The organism is Gulosibacter molinativorax (assembly GCF_003010915.2).
In the GTDB taxonomy this organism is placed as follows: Bacteria; Actinomycetota; Actinomycetes; order Actinomycetales; family Microbacteriaceae; genus Gulosibacter; species Gulosibacter molinativorax.
The window spans coordinates 320344-340445 of record NZ_CP028426.1 but is presented as its reverse complement, the minus strand read 5'-3'; the positions used below and the strand labels follow the sequence as shown (position 1 = coordinate 340445).

The following is a 20102-nucleotide window of genomic DNA, read 5'->3' as shown; positions in this document are numbered from 1 at the left end:
AAGTGCTGACGCTACTTGCCGAGCAGCTTCTTGATTACCTTGGCGTCCTGCGGTGCGAGGACCTGGTCCTGGTTGAGGCGAGCCTTGCGACGAGCGCTCTTGACCTCGAGGTTGTGGCGCATGCCGGCCTGCTGCTTGCGGATCTTGCCGCTACCGGTGATCTTGAAGCGCTTCTTGGCACCCGAGTGGGTCTTCTGCTTCGGCATCAGTTCTCCTTGGTTTCTTCTGTTTCGGCCGCATCAGTGTTATCTGGTGCGGAATGCTTTGCGGCACGTGCCGCTTGCTTTTGCTCGTTACGTCGCGCGTTCTGCTGCGCCTTCGCCTCGGCCTTGTTCTTCTCCGGGGCGACGATCATCACCATGTTGCGACCGTCAAGCTTTGGGCGGTTCTCGGCGTGGCCGTACTCGGCAACATCCTCAGCGAACTTCTGCAGGAGCTTGGCACCCATCTCTGGACGCGACTGCTCGCGGCCACGGAACTGGATGATTGCCTTCACCTTGTCACCCGACTCGAGAAAGCCAACAGCTCGCTTGAGCTTGGTCTCGTAGTCGTGTTCGTCAATCTTCAGACGGAAGCGCACCTCTTTGAGGGCAGTGTTTGCCTGGTTGCGACGAGCTTCCTTCGCCTTCTGCGCAGCCTCGTACTTGAATTTGCCGTAATCCATGATCTTGGCAACGGGAGGATTGCTGTTCGGGGAAACCTCGACGAGATCGAGCTCGGCCTCCTGCGCAAGGCGCAGTGCCATATCGATTTTGACGACACCGACCTGCTCACCACTCGGCCCGACAAGTCGGACTTCGCGTGCGCGGATGCGGTCGTTGGTGCGGGGTTCGCTGATGGATGACTCCTTTGCTCATGTGTGTCCGTTCACGGCTGTGAACGTGTCACCGGGGTGGACAAAAGAACTCACCTCACCGGCGCTGACCGTCAAATACCGACGTCAACACACACGGCTGCCAGACCGAAAATAATCTGGCGGTAGACCCGGTAACCTTGAGCGGTAAGCGCGGGTGGGACGAATCCTCTTTGTCATTCGGAGCCTGCATCGCAAACTCCAGCGCCCAGCTTATCAGAGTTTCACCCGAAAGGAACCCCTTGACCGACTCGCACACGCATCCCGAGGACCAGCCCGTGGACGCCGCACCGAAGTACGCATTCATGTCTGACCAGTTGGATGAACAGTTGCGCGACATTGCCGAGGTCCCGGCCGTCGAGCTCATTACGACCCTCGCAGTCCACCTCATGAGCGCATCCGCCGTCAACCTGGGGCTTGGCGAAGAGGGCGACGAAACCCTCGACCTTGACGAGGCCCGCAAGCTCATCTCGGCACTCGCTGGCCTCATCACCGCCTCGCTCCCCTACCTCGGCGACCACCACGCGCGTCCGCTGCGGGACGGCCTCCGGTCGCTGCAGCTCGCGTTCCGCGAGGCATCGGCCGTGCCCGACCCCGTCGGCAAGGGCCCGGGCGAGGACCTCACCGGCCCCGTCTTCTAGTCGCGGCACCTAGTCACCGCCGAACGCAATCGCGCCCGGACCTCTTACGGTCTGGGCGCGATCGTTTTCCGGCGCGCTATCACCTGCGCAGGTTTCCGCCGAGGTATAAGTCGCACGCGATTTCTCGAGCGGCCGTCACCCCGTTGGCGTGGCCTATGGCCGAATGGACTCGCTCTGCGCGAGCTCGCGCCGCGACGCGCGCATCCGCAGTTGGCCGTGCGCCTCGAGGACGAGGCAACCGACCACGCACAGAATGCCGACCGCCCACAGGACCGGCGCATCCGGCCACGCGAAGCCGAAGAACCACACGGTCACCGGCCAGAAGAGGGCGAGGATGAGGACGGACACGCTGCCGAGCATCACGAGCCCAAGGACCGGCCGGAACGGGCGACACACGAGCCCAAGAATCCAGAGGCTCAGCACCGCGAGCACGAGGGATGCGGCGGTCTGCTGTTGCTCGACCGTCTGCTCGTGCATTCGGCTCACGATGCTGATCGCAACGATGGCGATCGTGATCGTGATGCCCGCGGGCAGCGCGAACGACACTGCTCGCCGGAAGAATCCAGACAGGTAGCGGCGGGTATTTGGCAGCAGCGCGAGCACGAAGGCCGGCAGGCCGATCGAAATGCCGTCGAGGAAGGACATCTGGCGCGGCTCGAACGGATAAGCCCACAGAAACAGGCCGAAGATAACGGCGATCAGGATTGCCCATGCCGTCTTGGAGAGATACAGCATCGAGAGCCGCTCGACGTTCGCGATCGCCTTGCGCCCCTCGAGGACGACGTCGGGCAGCGCCTGGAACTGATTGTCGAGCAGCGTGATGCGGGAGACTGCGCGAGATGCGGCCGATCCGTGCCCCATCGCGATCCCGAGGTCGGCCTCCTTGAGCGCGAGGACGTCGTTCACTCCGTCGCCGGTCATCGCGACGACGTGTCCGCGCGACTGCAGCGCCTGCACCATGTCGCGCTTCTGCGACGGGCTCACCCGGCCAAAGACGCGATGCCGTTCGACCATTTCGGCGAGTTCCTCGCGGTCAGTCGGGAGGGTTCGCGCATCCACGCCGTGCTCGTATGCGCCGATGAGCTCTACCTCGCGCGCCACCGCCGTGACGGTTCGTGGGTCGTCACCCGAGATGATGCGGAGATCGACGCCCTCTTCCCGAAAGTAGCGAACCGTCTGGGGCGCATCCGAGCGGAGCCGCTCGCGGAGCGTGAGAATCACGACGCCGCGACGCTCAGCCGGGAGCGCTTCCGCCTTGACCTGCTCCTCGGTGAGCTCGCCCTGCGCGTGGCACAGCGCGAGCACGCGCAGCCCGCGATTCGCGTGCCGCTCGACCGCCTCGAGCAGCTCGTCGTCGATTCCCTGCTGCAGGATCACGTCCGGGCCGCCGAGCACCCAGGTACCGGGCGCACCATCCACGAACGAAAAGGCCGACCACTTCCGCTGCGAGGTGAAGGCGATCTCGCGAGAAATTCCCGAGGCGAGCGACGCGGGATACGCGGAGCCGAAGCTCACGGCGGTCTCGTTCGCTCCCTCCGAGGCCGCGATGGATGCGAGGGCTCGCTCCCAGCCTGCCTGCGGCTCGGGCCCGAGATGGGTCTCGTCGTACGTGACCCCGCCCTCGGTGAGCGTGCCGGTCTTATCGAAGCACAGCATGTCGACGCGCGCGAGCCCCTCGACCGCGTGCAGCTCCTGGACGAGCACGTTGCGTTTGCCGAGCTTGAGCGCACCCGCCGCGAACGCCACGGAGGTCATGAGCAGGAGCCCGAGCGGCACCATGGCGATCGCCGCGGCGACGGCCCCGACCGCTGCATCCTTCCACTGGCCCGACGCGATGGCCTGCTCCCAGCCGCCGAACGCCTGCATTTGGCCGTTGACCACGATGAGCATGACCGGCAGCAGCGCGAACGCGACGATGCGCAAGACGCGATTGAGGCCGTTGCGAATCTCGGAGTTGACGAGCGAAAAGCGCTTGGCCTCGGCCGTCAGCTTCGCTGCGAAGGAATCCGCGCCGACGCGCTCAAGGGTCGCGGTCCCGGAGCCCGCGACCACGCTCGCTCCCGAGAGCAGCTCATCGCCGACCGACTTGTCGACCGCATCCTCCTCGCCCGTCAAAAGCGACTCGTCAAGCTGGAGCCCCGCTGAGGTCGCGACCCGAGCATCCGCCGGAACCTGGTCGCCCGCCTTCAGGCTGATGAGGTCCCCCACCACGAGGTCCTCGCGACGGGTCTCGATGAGCTCGCCGTCGCGGTAGACGCGAGCGTGGGGCGCGTGAAGAACGCGGAGATTGTCGAGCTCCCGCTTCGCGGAATACTCCTGCCAGACCCCGATGATCGAGTTGGCGACCGCCGAGAACCCGAAAATCGCATCCTGCCAGCGGCCCATCACCGCGAGCAGCGCAAAACAGGCCACCACGATGCCGTTGAAGAGCGTGAAGACGTTCGCGCGCAGGATCGCCCACATCGAGCGGCTCGAATCGTTCGGGATGATGTTGCGCCCGTGCTGCTCGCGAGCCCGCTCGACTTCGCGAGCAGAGAGGCCGAACTTTTCAACCTGACCCGGTTCAACGTCGGTGTTTTCGACGGGTAGTCGAACCGGTCGTTCTGATGTCATTCCGAGAGACTACCGAGCGCGGCGGCGGCGGAACAATCGGGTTTTCCGCCGGGTTTGCTCTGCACCGGCTCCAGCCGAGGATTCGACGCGGTCGACGCGCAGCGCGAGGGAATCAACGCGCTCGACAAGGTCGGTATTTCCGGCGAGGGACGCCTGGACGGTCTGCAGGACCGACTGCTGCTGCGACTCATCGAGGTCCGCCGAAATGTGCAGCGCAATCACGAGCTCGGGCCCTGCGAATCGCGCGCCCGGATCCCCCGGGACGAGGTCGATACCGAGCAGCCGAGGCTCGGCCGCAAGCAGCCCCTGAGCGTGTTCGAGCACGCGCGGGTCGCGCCACGGGAGCTCGTACCCGGTGGCCTGCGAGATGGCCCAGACCGCGGGCCGACGCACGACAAACTCGGTGTCTGGGCTCCCCGGGTCGAGGATGAGCAGGTCGTTTCGCTCTTCGACGGCGGCGAGGGCAGCTCGACGCGAATCGACCGGAATCGGCCTGGCGGTCTCGTCCCAGCGCTTCATTGCCTCCACCGAGGAGAACACGGGAACGACGCCGCGACCATCCGGTGCCTTGACCGTCACGATCGAGAGCTCGGCCGACTTGTCGACCTTCACGCCCTGGTCGTTCTCGCCCTCGTCACCGAGTTCGGCGACGAGCGGGACGAGCAGCCGGGTCTCGCGGAGCGCATCCACGACCTCGACCGGGGTTCCGCTGCCAGCGCGAAAATTTTCGAGCGCCTCCCCAAGTTCTTTCGGCGCCGTGCCGTCGTCATTCTGCCACGGGTTGTCGCTGAAGGTGCGGCCCTCCCACGGCTGCCCGGCCGAGTCGGACAGGCCGCCGTGGAGGTGCGGAGGAATCTCGACCACGAGCTAGTGACCAGCTACGTCGAGTGCTTCGCGGAGCGTGAAGGCACCCGAATACAGGGCCTTGCCGATGATGGCGCCCTCGACGCCGAGCGGCACGAGTTCGCGCAGCGCGGCGATGTCGTCGAGGCTCGAGATGCCACCGGAGGCGATGACGGGTCGGTCGGTACGGTCGGTAATGCTGCGCAGGAGGTCGAGGTTCGGGCCCTTGAGCGTGCCGTCTTTGGTGACGTCGGTCACGACGTAGCGCGTGCAGTCGGCCTGCTCGAGGCGCTCGAGGACATCCCAGAGGTCGCCTCCCTCTTTCGTCCAGCCGCGAGCTGCGAGCGTCGTGCCACGCACGTCGAGTCCGACGGCGATGAGGTCGCCGTAGGTGTTGATCACGCTGGCGGCCCACTCGGGGTTCTCGAGCGCCGCGGTGCCGAGGTTAACGCGCTTGACGCCCATCTCGACCGCGTCTTCGAGCGACTCGTCGTCGCGAATACCGCCGGAGAGCTCAACGAGGACGGCCTCACCGTATGCCTCGACGAGGCGGCGGATGACCGCGCGATTGTTTCCGCGCCCAAACGCCGCGTCGAGGTCAACGAGGTGAATCCATTCGGCGCCCTGCTCGACCCACTGGGCCGCGGCATCCACCGGGTCACCGTAGGAGGTGGCCGAATCGGCCTCACCCTGGACGAGACGAACCGCCTGACCGTTCGCGACATCGATCGCGGGGAAGAGGGTCAACGTTGGCGAGTCATTAAATTCACTCACGGACATTCCTTGCTTGAAAAAATTGCGGCAGCGAGTGCGCTGACCGCCCTAGCGTAATAGGGCGGTCAGCGAGGGTCAAAGCGTCCCGAGCCAGTTGCGGAGCAGCTGGATGCCCGCACTGCCAGATTTCTCGGGGTGGAACTGGGTCGCAGTAAGCGGGCCGTTCTCGACCGCCGCGAGGAATCGCTCGCCGTACGTCGAATAGGTCAGCTTGATCGGAATCGCGTGCGGGATGGTCTCGTCGAGCACCAGCTCGGTCGCGGCAAACGAGTGCACGAAATAGAAGCGCTCGTCCTCGATCCCCTGGAAGAGCTTCGAGCCCTCCGCCGCCTCGATCTTGTTCCAGCCCATGTGCGGCAGGCGTTCGGCGCGCAGCTCGTGCACGACACCGGGCCATTGGTCGAGACCCTCGGTACCCGGCACCTCGACCGTCGTTTCCTCGTCCCACCAGAACGCGTCGGCGTTGGGCGCGTGGACGCGCCGGGTCTCCTCGGTATGCACCACGACGGGCGACGCCTCGGGATCGGTGCCCTCGAGTCCCCGCTCGAACATCACCTGCATGCCGACGCAGATGCCCATGACGGGGCGACCACCCGCGAGTCGCTGGTCGATGATGCGCGGTCCCTGGGCTTCCCTGAGCCCCTCCATGACGCCCGCGAAGCTGCCAACGCCAGGAACGAGTAGGCCGTCAGCCGCGAGCGAGGTCTCAGAGTCCTTCGTCAGTGTGACGTTGGCACCGGCGTATTCCAGGGCCTTCGCCGCGGAGTGGACGTTGCCAAACCCGTAGTCGAAAACGACGACATTCGGACGGCTCACAGGGCACCCTTCGTGGACGGCACGCCATCGACCTCGGGGTCGAGTCGCTTCGCGGCGCGGAAAGCGCGGGCGAACGCCTTGAACTCGGCCTCGGCGATGTGGTGCGGGTCGCGGCCCTCGAGCACGCGCAGGTGTACAGTCAGCCCGGCGTGGAACGTGATCGCCTCAAAGACGTGGCGGACCATCGAACCGGTGAAGTGCCCACCAATCCGGTGTAGCTCAAAGCCCTCCGGCTCCCCCGAATGCACGAGGTACGGGCGGCCGGAGACGTCGACGACACACTGCGCGAGTGCCTCGTCGAGCGGCACGAGTGCATCGCCGTAGCGACCGATGCCGCGCTTGTCGCCGAGGGCCTCGCGAATCGCCTCGCCGAGCACGATGGCGGTGTCCTCGATCGTGTGGTGTTCATCGATCTCGACGTCGCCGGTTGAGCGCACCGTGAGGTCGGTGAGCGAGTGCTTCGCGAACGCGGTGAGCATGTGGTCGTAGAACGGCACCGAGGTGCTGATGTCGGACTTGCCTGTGCCGTCAAGGTTGACGGTCACCTCGACGGTGGATTCGCTCGTCTTGCGAGTCTTCGTGGCGATACGTGCCGCGGTCATCGTGCTGCCTCCTGGGCTTGCAGTTCGGGGCGCGCCAGAGTGATCTCGGCGAGCGCGTCAAGGAATAGGGTGGTCTCTTCTTCGGTGCCGGCCGTCACGCGCAGGCAACCGGGAATGCCGATATCGCGGATGAGGATGCTGCGGCGATAGAACTCTTCGAACATCTCGTGCGGGTTCGCGACGCCGCCGAAGAGCACGAAGTTCGACGCCGACGGGTACACGCGGTAGCCGAGTGCCGCGATTTCGGTGACGAGACGGTCTCGCTGGGTGCGGATGAGATCGACCTGCGAGAGCATGACGTCGCTGTAGTCGAGCGCGCCGCACGCCGCGGCCTGCGTGATGGCCGAGAGGTGATACGGCAGCCGGACCAGACGAACCGCATCCGTGATGACCGGGTCGGCCGCGAAGTAGCCGAGCCGCGCGCCGGCGTAGGCAAAGGCCTTGGACATCGTCCGCGACACGACGAGCCGTGGACGGCCCGGAAGGAGCTCGAGCGCCGACGGCATGCCGTCCGGCCGGAACTCGGTGTACGCCTCATCGACGATCAGGATGCCCTCGGTCGCGTCGTATGCGGCCTCGATGGTCTCGAGCGAGAGTGCAGTTCCTGTCGGGTTGTTCGGGCTGCAGAGGATGAGCACATCGGGCTGGTGTTCCTCGATGGCGCGGCGAGCGGTCTCGGGCGAGAGTTCGAAGTCGGCGTCACGCTCGGCCATGAAGTAGGTGCTTCCCACTCCTTGCGTGAGAAGTGGGTACATCGAATAGGTCGGGCCGAAGCTCATGACGGAGCGGCCAGGCCCTGCGAAAACCTGCAGCAGCTGCTGCAGCACCTCGTTGGAGCCGTTGGCGGCCCACACCTGGTCTGCGGTGATGCCGTGCCCGAGATAGTTGGCAAGCTTTTCGCGCAGCTCGACGAACTCGCGGTCCGGGTACCGGTTCAGGCCCGGCAGCGCGAGTGCGATCTGCTGGATCACATGCGTCGCGACCTCTTCGGGGACCGGATAGGGGTTCTCGTTTACGTTGATCGAAACTCGAACCTGCTCTTGCGGCGCCCCGTACGGGGAGAGTCCGCGAAGGTCATCACGAATCGGAAGCTCATCTAGGGAAGTCACCGCTCTATCTTAGACAGCCTTCCTCCCCCACGAGCGGCCTTGCACCGCCACGGATTAACCCTTGCGCGAACGAACTCGCCCCACCGCATGAACCGACTCGGTGCGAGGCTGCGACTAGAGGTTCGGGAGCGCCAGCTGCTGACCGGCCTGGAGCGACGAACCCGACAGGCCGTTGAGCCGCTGGATCTCCACAACGACATCGCGGACGTCCTGGTTGCCAGCGATGCCCGCCGCGATGTCCCACAGCGACTCGCCCGCGAGCACGGTGTGCGTCTCGAACTGCTCGTACACCCCACCCGAGGCCGACGCTTCGTCGTCGGCGAAGGCCGCGGGGATCTGTGCCACACCGATGCCGACGCCAAGCGCCACCGGCGCGAGCAGGAGCGCGGCGAGGACGCGACGCCCACGCAACGTAAGCGTGAGACCCGCCCGGCCGGCCGCCGAACGCTTCGTGCTGTTGAGTGTGATCGCAGTCATGGTGTTTCCCCCTTCGGGAGGCCGTAGTGGCCGACTTGTTCGAGCTGAGCTTGTCTGCCGCGTTCGAACTCCGCCTTCGAACCAACGTTTCAAACAAATGATCCGAACTTCTGTTCTAAGCCTAGCTTCGAAGATTCGACCCCGCAAGGTTTTCTTCGAATACCAATCGGCGACACGCTCGAATATCTGTTTGAACTACGTCGGCTTCGCAACTAGAGTCGGAAGCAACATAAGGAGAAGACCATGAGCCTCCGACATTCGGCGGCCCTTCCCTGCAATTGAGCCGAGGAGCCCGAAATGAAACCGACGATTAAGCCCCTCACGCAGAAGCAAGAAGCGATCGTCGGCTACATTGCCGATCACCTCGATCGCCAGGGCTACGCGCCCACAATTCGCGAGATCGGCGACGCGGTCGGCCTCGCAAGTTCATCCTCGGTTTCGCACCAGCTGGCCCAGCTCGAGAAACACGGCTACCTGCGGCGCAATTCGAATCAGGCTCGAACAATCGAGTTGCTCTACCAGCCTCAGCAGGCAGACACCACCGAGGAACGGATTCCCGCCGAGACTGCCCTCGTGCCGCTCGTGGGGCGCATCGCCGCGGGTATTCCCATCACCGCTGAGCAGCAAGTCGAAGAGGTCCTCCCGCTCCCCCGACAGCTCGTCGGCCTCGGCGACCTGTTCATGCTTGAAGTCTCGGGCGACTCGATGATCGATGCTGCCATCTGCGATGGCGACTGGGTCGTCGTCCGCGAGCAGAAGGTCGCGCAAAACGGCGAAATTGTGGCCGCGATGCTCGACGGCGAAGCTACGGTGAAGGTATTCCGGCAGCGCGACGGCCACACGTGGCTACTCCCGCGCAACAGCGCGTACGAGCCCATCCTCGGCGACGAGGCGGAGATCCTCGGCCGCGTCGTCGCCGTCATGCGCTCGGTGTAGCAGTCCGGCGAGAAATGCCCGAAGTCGCCACGTGAATCGCGAAGCGATATGTGTCGAATCAACCGGCCCTTTCGATACAGCGGGCTTCGCCCGCTTACTCAAGGACCTCGCCGCGTTTTCACCCGCGTCGCGGCCGTCGCTTACGCCTGCTCGCGGCGCGGCAGCTCGAGCTTCCGCGGCGCGGGCTCCGGCGCACCGAGGTTCGGCTTGTGCCGAACATCTGGGCGGCGTCGGTCGGGCGCGCCCTTGCCACCCACGCGGAACGGCTCGATCGAGCCGAGCTGGTCAGGATGCACCCGGGCGCGCACGTGCGTGCCGTCGGCCTCGTGCGACTCGCGCACCACGCCACCAGCGTCGTGCAGCATTGAGATGATATCGCCGCGGTCGTAGGGCACGACGAGGTCGACCTCGATCTCGGCTATCGGCAGCAGCTCGGCGATGCGGTCGAGCAGCTCGTCGATGCCCCTGCCGGTTCGCGCCGACACGAACACCGCATCCGGCTCGAGCCCCCGCAGAGCAATCTCCGTGTCGCGGTCGATGAGGTCGGCCTTGTTGAACACGATCAGCTCGGGTATGTGCCGCGAGTCGATTTCGCCGATGACCTCGCGAACGGTCTGAATCTGCCCTGCGGGATCGGGATGCGCCGCGTCTACTACGTGGACGAGCACGTCAGCATCCGCGACCTCTTCGAGCGTCGAACGGAACGCCTCGACGAGCTGGTGAGGGAGGTTCCGCACGAATCCCACGGTGTCTGCCATTGTGTACGGGCGGCCATCCGGAGTCTCGGTCCGGCGCACGGTCGCGTCCAGTGTCGCGAATAGCTGGTTCTCGACGAGCACACCCGCGCGCGTGATGCGGTTGAGCAGCGAGGACTTGCCGGCGTTCGTGTAGCCAGCGATCGCCACCGCAGGAACCGCGTTGCGGTCGCGCCGCGCACGCTTCGTGTCACGCGCGGTCTTCATCCCCGCGATTTCCCGGCGCAGCTTTGCCATGCGGGTGTGGATGCGGCGACGGTCGAGCTCGATCTTCGTCTCACCGGGGCCTCGGGAACCCATACCGGCTCCGGCGGAACCAACCTGGCCACCGGCCTGGCGGGACATCGAGTCACCCCAACCGCGAAGTCGCGGCAGGAGGTAGGACAACTGCGCGAGTTCGACCTGGGCCTTACCCTCGCGGCTCTTCGCGTGCTGACTGAAGATGTCGAGGATCACGGCGGTGCGGTCGATCACCTTGACCTTCACGACATCCTCCAGCGCGCGTCGCTGCGAGGGCGCGAGCTCGGTGTCGGCTACGACCGTGTCCGCGCCGGTCTCGGCGACGATCTCGGCGAGCTCCCCGGCCTTACCTCGACCGAGGTAGGTCGCGGGGTCGGGGTACGGGCGGCGCTGCAGCAGGCCTTCCAGTACGCGGGCGCCCGCCGTCTCGCACAGCGCGGCGAGCTCCTGCAGCGACGTCTCGCCGTCCTGCTGCGAGCCAGCCGGGTAGACGCCGATCAGCACGACATTCTCGAGTCGAATCTGGCGGTTCTCGACCTCGGTGACGTCCTCGAGCTCGGTCGAGAGGCTCTCGACGAACTGGAGCGAGCGGCGCTCCTCGCGCTCGAGCTGCAGACCGTCGACGTCGAAGTCGTAGGATGTGTCGCGGTCGTCTTGCAATGCCTCGGCGCGGCCTTCGCTAAAGAGCGTTGTTTTCGCCCGCCGTGATTCCCCGCGAGAAAGAACGCGATCGACGATTGCTTCGCTGCGGTCGTCGGATTCGTGGAAAGTGGGGTTCAGTGTGTCGTTTGGATCATTGAGCATGTTCGATCAAGCTTAGCCGCTGCGATACCTTTCTAGACATGGCGGAACACTATTTTGCGGAGAACCCGCAGGCCCAGGAGCGCAAACGTGAGATCGACGTGAACCTACGCGGGCGGGAGCTCACGGTCACGACCGCCAACGCGGTGTTCTCGGGTGAGCATCTCGACCGTGCCACGCGCATCCTGCTCGAAGATGTGCCGGCCCCGCCAACCCGCGGCAACGCGCTCGATCTTGGATGCGGCTGGGGCCCGATTGCCCTCGCCCTCGCCCTGGAGTCCCCCGACCTCGATGTCTGGGCGATCGACGTCAACGAGCGCGCGATCGAGCTGACCGCGCAGAACGCGAAGCGCCACTCGCTCGACAACATCCACGCCGGCAGGTCCGAGGATGTGCCCGCGGACATCACCTTCGACGTGATCTGGTCGAATCCACCGATCCGTATCGGCAAGGCCGCGCTCGACGAGCTGCTCGGGACTTGGCTCCCCCGCCTTGCACCGGGCGGTGAGGCCTGGCTCGTCGTGGGTAAGAACCTCGGCGCGGACTCACTGCAAAAGCGACTCGCCGCATCCCTCGGCGACGACTACGAGGTCGAACGCCACTCGACCTCGGGTGGTTTCCGTATCCTGCGCATCACCCGCTTCTAGCGAGCGAAATTTGCGTGCGACCCGGTAGTGCGTACCCCGGCCGTAGAAACCCTGGCCAAATCTCCTAGAGCGTCGTCGTCCCCGCGAAGACAACCATGGCGGGCCCCGCCTCGCCGAGATGCTCGCCCTCCTCGGTCGGGAACATGCGCACCTGCATTGCGCCGCCCGGCGACGCCACGCGCCAGTGGTGGGGCGCGCCTTCGCCGGCCCAGTGGCGCACCGCGAGCGCGACGGCCGCCGCACCCGTGCCGCTCGACTGGGTCTCCCCGAGGTCGCGTTCGAACACGCGCATCCGCACCTGCCCGACGCCGTTCTTGACGAGCGGGTCCTCGGGCACCACGAACGCGATGCTCAGCCCGGCAGGATGCGCGGGTTCCGTTTCCGGGGCCTCGCGCAGGTCGAGCGTCTCGAGTTCTTCGGCGCTCGAGAGCGCGACGACGACGTAGGGGATGCCCACCTCGATGCCAAGCCCGGGTCGAGCGACCTGCAGGCCGGCCGCATGCACGAGCGGCTCCCCGCCGACGAGTCGCCAGCGGCCGATGTCGGCCTGGAACCCGCCCGTAGAATTGCGCTGCACATCCTTCACCCCGACCCTCGTGCCGATCGACAGCGTCTCGCCCGTCGGGAGCTCCGCGAGGCTGAGTTCGGTGAGCACCCTCGCCATCGCGCGAAGTCCGTTCGCGCTATAGGCCTCGGTCGCCCCGGTCGCGGTGACGTAGTCCATGAACCACTCGGCCTCCGGCACCTCTGCAAGCGCGCGCTCGCCCTCCGGAATCGACACGCTACGCACCGCCCTGACGACGCCATCGGCGCCGATGCCGGTGTGACGGTCGCACAAGTGCGCGATGTCTTCCGAGGTCAGTTCGGTCGAGTTACTCGGATCAACGATCACAAGCAGGTCGTTTCCGAGCGCGTGGACTTTCGTGAACTGGATGTGCCGCATACCGCCATCGTATTCGGCGCGGGCGTCGCGCTTGTCCAGCCAGCGAACGAACGCGGCTGCTAGCGCTCGAAGTGCTCGATGACCAGGTTCGCGGCCCACGGGTCGTCGCCGCGAACCCGCACCGCGGTGTCGTATCGGCGAAACCACGAAACCTGACGACGCGAGTACTTTCGGGTGAGCAGCTGCGCCTGCGCGATCGCGTCCGCCTCGGACAACTCGCCGCGCAGCTGGCAGGCCGCCTGGGCATAGCCGATGGCCTTTCCCGCGGTCGAGGACTCCACGAGTCCTTCCTCGAGGAGCTCCGCCGTTTCGCCCACGAGACCGTCGCGCCACATGGTCACGACCCGCGCATCCAGAATCGGCACGAGTTCCTCGCGCGGCATCTCGGCCAGCACCATCGTGGTCGGCCGCCACCACGCATCCTGCTCGGGGAGCTGCGCCGAGAATTTTTCGCCGGTGACGCGGATCACCTCGAGCGCCCGGACAACGCGTCGACCGTTCTTGGGATCGATTCTTGCCGCGGCCTCGGGATCGAATTCCCGCAGCCGTTTGTAGAGCATGCCGGCGCCCCACTCCTCGAGTTCGCGCTCGAGCTCGGCGCGCACCTCGGGGTCGCGTCCGGGGAACTGCAGGTCGAACACCACGGACGCGATGTAGAGCCCCGAGCCGCCGACGAGAATCGGCACGGCACCGCGATCGATGATCGCCGTGATCGTCTCCCGCGCGAGCGGCTGATACCACGCCACCGTCGCCGGTTCGGTCACGTCGAGCACGTCGAAGAGGTGGTGCGGGATGCCCCGGCGCTGCTCGGGCGGTAGCTTCGCGGTGCCGATGTCCATGCCGCGATAGAACTGCATCGCGTCGGCGTTAACGATCTCGGCGTCCCGTCCCTGTGCACGAAGCAGCTCCGCGACGGCGAGGGACAGGCCAGTCTTCCCGGTTCCCGTCGCCCCACCGATGACGATCAGTTCGCTCGTCACTGCCACTTCGAGGGCGAGGACGGCGCGCCGATGCGCAGCGTCGGCAACCCAAGGCTTACCGCGCCGCCGGCCGGAGCGTCAGTCGGCGCGCCGCAGGATGCGGCCTGGGCTGCATCCCAAGCGTCCCCAGCGCGGGTGCGGCGGATGCGCAGGGGCGCGCCGGTCGGCCCGTCGGCAACGAGGTGGCTCGGGGCTCCGCGGGTGATCTCGACCGTGACGACGTCGCCCGGGCGAGGCAGGTCAGAACCTTCGGGCACCGCAAAGTGCACGAGCCGGTTGTCCTCGGCGCGGCCCGTGAGTCGGTGCGTCGCCTCGTCCTTCTTGCCCTCGTCGGCCGCGACGAGAACGTGCTGCGTCGTCCCGACTAGCGCCTGGTTTTCCTCGAGCGAAATACGCTTCTGCAGCTCGAGAAGTCGCTCGAAGCGCTCCTGGACGACTTCCTTCGGGACCTGATCCGGCATCGTCGCGGCGGGCGTGCCCTCCCGAATCGAGTACTGGAACGTAAAGGCGCTCGAGAACCGCGAGGCCTCGACGACGCGCATCGTGTCTTCGAAGTCCTCGTCGGTCTCGCCAGGGAAGCCCACGATGATGTCGGTAGTGATGGATGCGTGCGGCATCCTGTCGCGCACGCGCTCGAGGATGCCGAGGAACTTCTTCGAGCGATAGGACCGGCGCATTGCGCGCAGCACCCGATCGGAGCCGGACTGCAGCGGCATGTGGAGCTGCGGCATGACGTTCGGCGTCTCGGCCATCGCGTCGATGACGTCGTCGGTGAATGCGGCCGGGTGGGGGCTCGTGAAGCGAACCCGCTCGAGGCTCTCGATCTCGCCGCACGCTCGCAGCAGCTTCGAGAACGCCTGGCGGTCGCCGAACTCGACGCCGTAGGAGTTGACGTTCTGGCCGAGCAGCGTGACCTCGATCGCGCCCTGGTCTACCAGCGCCTGCACCTCGTTGAGGATCTCGCCGGGTCGGCGGTCCTTTTCCTTGCCGCGAAGCGCGGGCACGATGCAGAACGTGCACGTGTTGTTGCAGCCCACCGAGATCGAGACCCAACCCGAATAGGTCGACTCGCGCTTGGTCGGCAGGGTCGAGGGGAACGTCTCGAGCGCCTCGAGGAGCTCGACCTCGGCCTCGGCGTTGTGTCTGGCGCGCTCGAGCAGCGTCGGTAGCGAGCCCATATTGTGGGTGCCGAACACGACATCCACCTGCGGCGCCCTCTCGACGATCTTGCGCTGTTCCATCTGCGCGAGGCAGCCGCCGACGGCGATCTGCATCCCCTCGTGCTCACGCTTACGGCTCGCGAGCTGGCCGAGGTTGCCGTAGAGCTTGTTCGCGGCGTTCTCTCGCACCGCGCACGTGTTGATGACCACGACGTCCGCGTCCTCAGTGTCCGACTCGACGTACCCAGCCGCGAGCAGCGAACCGGTGATTCGCTCGGAGTCGTGCACGTTCATCTGGCAGCCCAGCGTGCGCACGTAGAAGCTACGAGGCGCACCGTCTGGTCCGATGGCGGCAGGCGAGGGCTTAATGATGGTGGCGGAATCGGTCATAATCCCCCAATTCTACGGGTTCCTCAGCCAGCAATCAGCCCGTGTTCCACGAACGCAGCCCACACACCGTCCTCATCGATTGTTCTGGTTACCGAGTCGGCCCGCGCCTTGAGTTCGGCGGATGCGTTTCCCATCGCGATCCCGAGCCCGGCAACCTCCAGCATGTAGCGATCGTTCATACTGTCCCCGATCGCAACGGAATTGGCGCGTTCGATGCCGACTCGCTTCAGCACCCGAAGCATCGTCGTGCCCTTGTTCATCCCGTGGGGCGTCACCTCGCCGCTCGCGGTGCCGTACTGCGGAATCGTGCCGGTCACGACCTCGAACCGCTCGGAGAGATCCGCGTTGACGCGCTCGAACGCGCCCGCATCGTTGCCGAGGAACATCGCCTTGGCAATGCCCTGGCGCCGTACTGGACGATGCGCCGCCATGGCCTCCCGGGCCGCCTTGGGGATGAGATCCTGACTAGCCCCCGCCATGTCGTCGCCGTGCTTTAGGGCAAGCTCCTCGAGCCCTTTCTGGATCCGGATCTGGACGCCTGGGCTCGCGTCGAGGAAATCAATGCCCTGCAGGTAATAGTCGTATCCCTCCGCCTCGAAGTAGGCGATGAGCTCACCCACGACCGCCTCCGGCATCGTTCGCGACTCGACCAGCTCGCCGCCGATGAACGCGAAGCCCCCATTCGAGGTGACGATGCCGTCAAACTCGATGGCACCGAGCGCATCCGGAATCTCAATGCGCGAGCGGCCCGTGCTGAGAAAGCACAGGTGTCCGGCCTCCCGCGCCTCGCGGACGGCGGTCACGGAGGATTCGCGCAGCACGCCCGCGTCGTTCAGGAGCGTGCCGTCGGCGTCGATGAAGATCGCCCGCCGCGGCACGCTCCGGTTGTTAGCGTCCGCCGTCACGCAGTCACCTTGTCCGCGTCCTCATCCGGCAGCCCGTTGGCCTCGATGACTCTCTGATACCAGTAGAAGCTGTCCTTCTTGAAGCGATCCAGCGTGCGCAGGTCGAACTCGTCGCGGTCAACGTAGATGAAGCCGTACCGCTTCGTCACGCCACTGTGCGTCGAGATCAGGTCGATCGCCGACCACGGCGAATAGCCCATCACCTCGACCCCATCGGTGATCGCCTCCTGCATCGCGTGGATGTGGCTACGCAGGTAGTCGATCCGGTAGCCGTCGTGCACCGAGCCATCGGCCTCGAGGGTGTCCGGAGCCCCGAGCCCGTTTTCGGTCACGAGCAGCGGCAGGTGGTACCGCTCCCAGATCTGTCGGAACGTGATTCGGAAGCCGACCGTGTCAATCTCCCAGCCGAAGGCGGTCTTCTCCAGGTTCGGGTTGTCCGCCGGTTCCTGAACCCCCGGATCGGATGCACCGAGCTGCTGGTCCCCCGCGCTCGACTTAGTCTCCGTCATCGAACGGTGATCGGCCTGCACCGTCATGGAGCTGTAGTAGTTGAACGCCACGTAGTCGGCCTTGGCGGAGGCGAGCAGTTCGAGGTCGCCGTCCTCCATCTTCGGCTCCCAACCGTGGGCGCGCAGGTACGCCCAGGCCGTGGAGTTATAGCGTCCGTGCACCGCCATGTCGAGATATAGCCAGTTGCGAATCGCGTTGTAGCTGTCCGCGGCGAGCATGTCTTCCGGCTTCGACGTCGCCGCGTAGACAATCGCGATGTTCGGTGCCGGGCCGATCTTCGCCTCCGGGAGCATCTCGTGCAAGGCGTTGAACGCCCTCGCCTGCGCGAGCATCATGTGGTGATTCTGCTGGTACAGGTCCTTGTGCGGATCCGAATCGTCGTGGTCTTCGCCGCTCGTGCCAATCGCATCGCCGTGCAGGATCATCATGTTCTGCTCGTTAATGCCGAGCCAGTACTTCACCTCGCCGCCGAACTCCTCGAACAGGATGCGTGCGTACCGCTCGAAGGCGTCGATCGTCTCGCGGTTCGACCAGCCGCCGCGCTCGTGCAGGGCGGCCGGCAGGTCGAAGTGATAGAGCGTGACGATGGGCTCGATGCCCTTCGACCGCAGCTCGCCGATCAGGTTGCGATAGAACTCGATTCCCTGCGGGTTGACCTCACCATCGCCATCCGGGATGACCCGGCTCCAGGAGACCGAGAAGCGGTATGCCTTGAGTCCCATTTCGCCGAAGAGTGCGACATCCTCGCGGAAGCGGTGATAGTGGTCGCTCGCAACCTTGTAGTCGCTCGTGCCCTCGGGAAACTGCGTGCGGAGGTCTACTACTGACGGGCCTTTCCCGTCTTCGAGCGTGGCGCCTTCCACCTGATACGCGGAGGTGGATCCGGACCAGAGGAATCCCTCGGGGAATGGGTCGAGCTGCGAATACTTCATCTTTAATCCTCTCGTGCGTGCTTCGGTGGTTAGCTAGCGATTTCAGCGACGTCGGAACGGAGTGCCATGTAGAGCGGGTCACCCGACTTGATCTCGCCGCGGGCCTCGTTTGCGACCTCAGGGTAGTCAGCCTGATTGGTAACAAGCACAGGGGTCGTCAGGTCGTAACCGGCCGCACCGATCGCTTCGCGGTCGAAGCGGATGAGCGGATCGCCAGCCTGCACCTCCTGGTTCTGCTCGACCAGCGCCTCGAAGTGCTCGCCGTCGAGTTCGACGGTGTTGAGTCCGATGTGGATGAGCACCTCCGCACCGTTCGCATCCCGAAGACCAATGGCGTGGCCGGTCGGGAACACCATTACGACGGTGCCATTGAACGGCGCTTGGACCGTATTGCCTGTCGGCTGGATGGCCACACCCTTGCCGAGCGCACCGCCAGCGAAGGCCTCGTCCTTCACTTCCGAAAGCGGGATGACGTTACCGTCGAGCGGGCTCGAGATGAGCGCGTCGTTCATTTCACTCGGCGACGCACCGGCCGGTCCGGATGCGGCGGCCGACGCAGCCTCGGCGTCCTCCTTATCCTCTACCTGCTTGACGCCGAACAGGAGCGTCAGGATGAAGGCGACGATGAACGCCAGCGCGACGCCGATCAGAATCCAGGTGAGATTGCCGTTGCCGATCAGCGATGGCAGTGCCAGGAACGATGGCAGCGCGCCAGCGTTGTTCGCGGCGCCGCCCGCGGCCGAGATAATCGCACCGCCAACGACGCCACCGACGATGCCGAAGGCGAACGGGCGCTTCATCGGCAGGTTCACGCCATACACGGCGGGCTCGGTCACACCGGCAAAGAATGCGGAAATCGTCGAGGGTGCGGCGAGCTTGCGTCGCTCTGCGTTTCTCGTACGCAGCCAGACCGCACCGACCGCGCCGGCCTGGGCGATGACCGCTGCATAAATCGGAGCAGTGAGGTAAACGGCACCGCGTGCCTCGAACTCAATCGGAAAGAGCGGGACGAAGCCCCAGTGGAGGCCGAGCATGACGAGCACCTGCCAGAGGCCACCCATGAACGCGCCGCCGATCCACGGCACCGTTTCGAACAGCCAGCCAATGCCACCGGCCAGGAGCTGGCTGACCCAGTTGGATAGTGGCCCAACCACGAGGAAGGTGAACGGCACCAGCAGGAGCACCACGATCGCGGGCGTCGTAAAGTTTCGCAGCGACGCGGGCAGGACCTTGTCGAGCCAGCGTTCCAGGTAGCTCTGAATCCAGACCACCACGATGATTGGGATCACGCTCGATGCATAACTAATCATCGTCATCGGAATTCCGAAGAAGTCGAGATCGGGTTGCAAAGTAAGCGCCGCGACTGACGGGTAGACAAGCGCCGCCGCTATCGCGAGAGAAGTAAATTCCTTGGCTTTGAAGAATCTCGCGGCGGTAATGGCAATTGCCATCGGCAGGAAGTGGAGGAATCCACCCGAAAGCGCGTCAAGGACGGCGTATGTGGATGACGTGGTATCGAGCCAGCCAAAGGTAGCGGCGGCAAAGACAAATGCCTTCAGCAGACCAGTCGCCGCCAGCGCCCACAGAATGGGCTGGAAAATGGCCGACACCATCCGCACGAACCGGTCGAAGAGATTCCCCTTTTCGCCGGGTTCCTCGTCCCCAGTTGACTCGCCGACTTTGGAGTCTTCGGTAATCGCGGCGTAGACCTGCGGGACTTCGTTGCCGATCACGACCTGATACTGACCAGCCGCGTGGTTGACCGTAACGACCCCGTCAACGCCCTTTACCGTGGCGTCGTCCGCCTTTGTTTCGTCGTGCAAGACAAATCGAAGCCGCGTCGCGCAGTGCACGAGCGACTTGACGTTCTCTTCACCGCCGATGCCCGCCATAATCTCATCGGCGGTCTTCTTGTAGTCCATTTTCTTTTCCTCACTGCCGTTTGGATACAGCCTGGACACCGCTGCCGCGGGTCACCGGAAAGAAAACGCCCACAATCCACTCGGCAATTGCAGTAACACGGAGTGTTCATGCTGCCGATAAAGGCAACTACGCGGAACTATCGGAGTACTAGGTACGGGAGAAAAACTATGCCAGTTCGTCTCTGAAATTAGCGTAGTCGATTCGATCTGAGTGAGTCAGTCCAAGTTTGGGCGAAGAATGGTTCATGGTTGG

At 65.1% G+C, this 20102-nt stretch carries 19 protein-coding genes; 3 read left to right on the top strand and 16 right to left on the bottom strand.

Annotation, left to right across the window (positions count from 1 at the left end; translation table 11 throughout):
- Positions 1 to 11 precede the first annotated feature (11 nt).
- Both rpmI and infC read right to left on the bottom strand, forming a co-directional pair.
- Entirely contained in the window at positions 12 to 206 is a 195-nt protein-coding gene (rpmI, locus tag GMOLON4_RS01710) for a 50S ribosomal protein L35 (protein WP_026937020.1), read from the bottom strand.
- Positions 206 to 838 carry a translation initiation factor IF-3 gene (infC, locus tag GMOLON4_RS01705; RefSeq protein ID WP_084147519.1) on the bottom strand — a complete coding sequence of 211 codons (633 nt, stop codon included), beginning with the start codon at positions 836 to 838 and terminating at the stop codon, positions 206 to 208. The genes rpmI and infC overlap by 1 nt, the downstream gene beginning before the upstream one ends.
- A gap of 320 nt (positions 839 to 1158) precedes the next feature.
- Between infC and GMOLON4_RS01700 the strand changes: the two genes are divergently transcribed.
- Positions 1159 to 1494, top strand: a complete 336-nt coding sequence (locus GMOLON4_RS01700; protein ID WP_026937018.1) for a DUF1844 domain-containing protein — start codon at positions 1159 to 1161, stop codon at positions 1492 to 1494.
- A gap of 153 nt (positions 1495 to 1647) precedes the next feature.
- Here the strand turns inward: GMOLON4_RS01700 and GMOLON4_RS01695 are convergent, their stop codons facing one another.
- The 7 genes from GMOLON4_RS01695 to GMOLON4_RS01665 form a co-directional block, all read right to left on the bottom strand.
- Positions 1648 to 4107, bottom strand: coding sequence for an HAD-IC family P-type ATPase (locus GMOLON4_RS01695; protein WP_051266871.1), 2460 nt, complete (start codon positions 4105 to 4107; stop codon positions 1648 to 1650).
- A 9-nt stretch (positions 4108 to 4116) separates the two neighbouring features.
- Positions 4117 to 4971: an SseB family protein gene (locus GMOLON4_RS01690; protein WP_051266869.1), complete on the bottom strand. Its 855-nt coding sequence runs from the start codon at positions 4969 to 4971 to the stop codon at positions 4117 to 4119.
- A gap of 3 nt (positions 4972 to 4974) precedes the next feature.
- Positions 4975 to 5730, bottom strand: coding sequence for a bifunctional 1-(5-phosphoribosyl)-5-((5-phosphoribosylamino)methylideneamino)imidazole-4-carboxamide isomerase/phosphoribosylanthranilate isomerase PriA (gene priA / locus GMOLON4_RS01685; RefSeq protein ID WP_407648505.1), 756 nt, complete (start codon positions 5728 to 5730; stop codon positions 4975 to 4977).
- Positions 5731 to 5799: 69 nt separating this feature from the next.
- Positions 5800 to 6540 carry an imidazole glycerol phosphate synthase subunit HisH gene (locus GMOLON4_RS01680; protein ID WP_026937016.1) on the bottom strand — a complete coding sequence of 247 codons (741 nt, stop codon included), beginning with the start codon at positions 6538 to 6540 and terminating at the stop codon, positions 5800 to 5802.
- Positions 6537 to 7142 (bottom strand): imidazoleglycerol-phosphate dehydratase HisB, encoded by a 606-nt coding sequence (gene hisB / locus GMOLON4_RS01675; RefSeq protein WP_026937015.1) that lies wholly within the window; start codon positions 7140 to 7142, stop codon positions 6537 to 6539. The genes GMOLON4_RS01680 and hisB overlap by 4 nt, the downstream gene beginning before the upstream one ends.
- Positions 7139 to 8251 (bottom strand): histidinol-phosphate transaminase, encoded by a 1113-nt coding sequence (locus GMOLON4_RS01670; protein ID WP_026937014.1) that lies wholly within the window; start codon positions 8249 to 8251, stop codon positions 7139 to 7141. The genes hisB and GMOLON4_RS01670 overlap by 4 nt, the downstream gene beginning before the upstream one ends.
- 114 nt (positions 8252 to 8365) lie before the next feature.
- Positions 8366 to 8728, bottom strand: a complete 363-nt coding sequence (locus GMOLON4_RS01665; RefSeq protein WP_026937013.1) for a LysM peptidoglycan-binding domain-containing protein — start codon at positions 8726 to 8728, stop codon at positions 8366 to 8368.
- Between the two features lie 297 nt (positions 8729 to 9025).
- Between GMOLON4_RS01665 and lexA the strand changes: the two genes are divergently transcribed.
- Entirely contained in the window at positions 9026 to 9664 is a 639-nt protein-coding gene (gene lexA, locus GMOLON4_RS01660) for a transcriptional repressor LexA (protein ID WP_026937012.1), read from the top strand.
- A gap of 140 nt (positions 9665 to 9804) precedes the next feature.
- Here lexA and hflX read toward each other — a convergent pair whose 3' ends face one another.
- Entirely contained in the window at positions 9805 to 11463 is a 1659-nt protein-coding gene (gene hflX / locus GMOLON4_RS01655) for a GTPase HflX (RefSeq protein ID WP_084147518.1), read from the bottom strand.
- Between the two features lie 38 nt (positions 11464 to 11501).
- On the opposite strand from hflX, the gene GMOLON4_RS01650 reads away from it, so the two are divergent.
- Positions 11502 to 12107: a class I SAM-dependent methyltransferase gene (locus GMOLON4_RS01650; RefSeq protein WP_051266866.1), complete on the top strand. Its 606-nt coding sequence runs from the start codon at positions 11502 to 11504 to the stop codon at positions 12105 to 12107.
- Between the two features lie 64 nt (positions 12108 to 12171).
- Here the strand turns inward: GMOLON4_RS01650 and GMOLON4_RS01645 are convergent, their stop codons facing one another.
- The 6 genes from GMOLON4_RS01645 to GMOLON4_RS01620 are packed head-to-tail and all read right to left on the bottom strand — an operon-like array spanning position 12172 to position 19849.
- Positions 12172 to 13050: a diaminopimelate epimerase gene (locus tag GMOLON4_RS01645; protein WP_026937010.1), complete on the bottom strand. Its 879-nt coding sequence runs from the start codon at positions 13048 to 13050 to the stop codon at positions 12172 to 12174.
- 59 nt (positions 13051 to 13109) lie between these two features.
- Complete coding sequence (gene miaA, locus GMOLON4_RS01640) at positions 13110 to 14030, bottom strand: tRNA (adenosine(37)-N6)-dimethylallyltransferase MiaA (protein ID WP_035732845.1); 921 nt, start codon at positions 14028 to 14030, stop codon at positions 13110 to 13112.
- Positions 14027 to 15580, bottom strand: coding sequence for a tRNA (N6-isopentenyl adenosine(37)-C2)-methylthiotransferase MiaB (miaB, locus tag GMOLON4_RS01635; RefSeq protein WP_026937008.1), 1554 nt, complete (start codon positions 15578 to 15580; stop codon positions 14027 to 14029). Before miaB ends, miaA begins: the two co-directional genes overlap by 4 nt.
- A 23-nt stretch (positions 15581 to 15603) precedes the next feature.
- Complete coding sequence (locus GMOLON4_RS01630) at positions 15604 to 16485, bottom strand: Cof-type HAD-IIB family hydrolase (RefSeq protein WP_026937007.1); 882 nt, start codon at positions 16483 to 16485, stop codon at positions 15604 to 15606.
- A complete protein-coding gene (locus tag GMOLON4_RS01625) occupies positions 16482 to 17927 on the bottom strand; it encodes a glycoside hydrolase family 1 protein (protein WP_026937006.1) in 1446 nt (481 codons plus the stop codon). Before GMOLON4_RS01625 ends, GMOLON4_RS01630 begins: the two co-directional genes overlap by 4 nt.
- Before the next feature lie 29 nt (positions 17928 to 17956).
- On the bottom strand, positions 17957 to 19849 hold the full coding sequence (locus GMOLON4_RS01620) for a beta-glucoside-specific PTS transporter subunit IIABC (RefSeq protein WP_026937005.1): 1893 nt from the start codon (positions 19847 to 19849) through the stop codon (positions 17957 to 17959).
- Between the last annotated feature and the right edge of the window lie 253 nt (positions 19850 to 20102).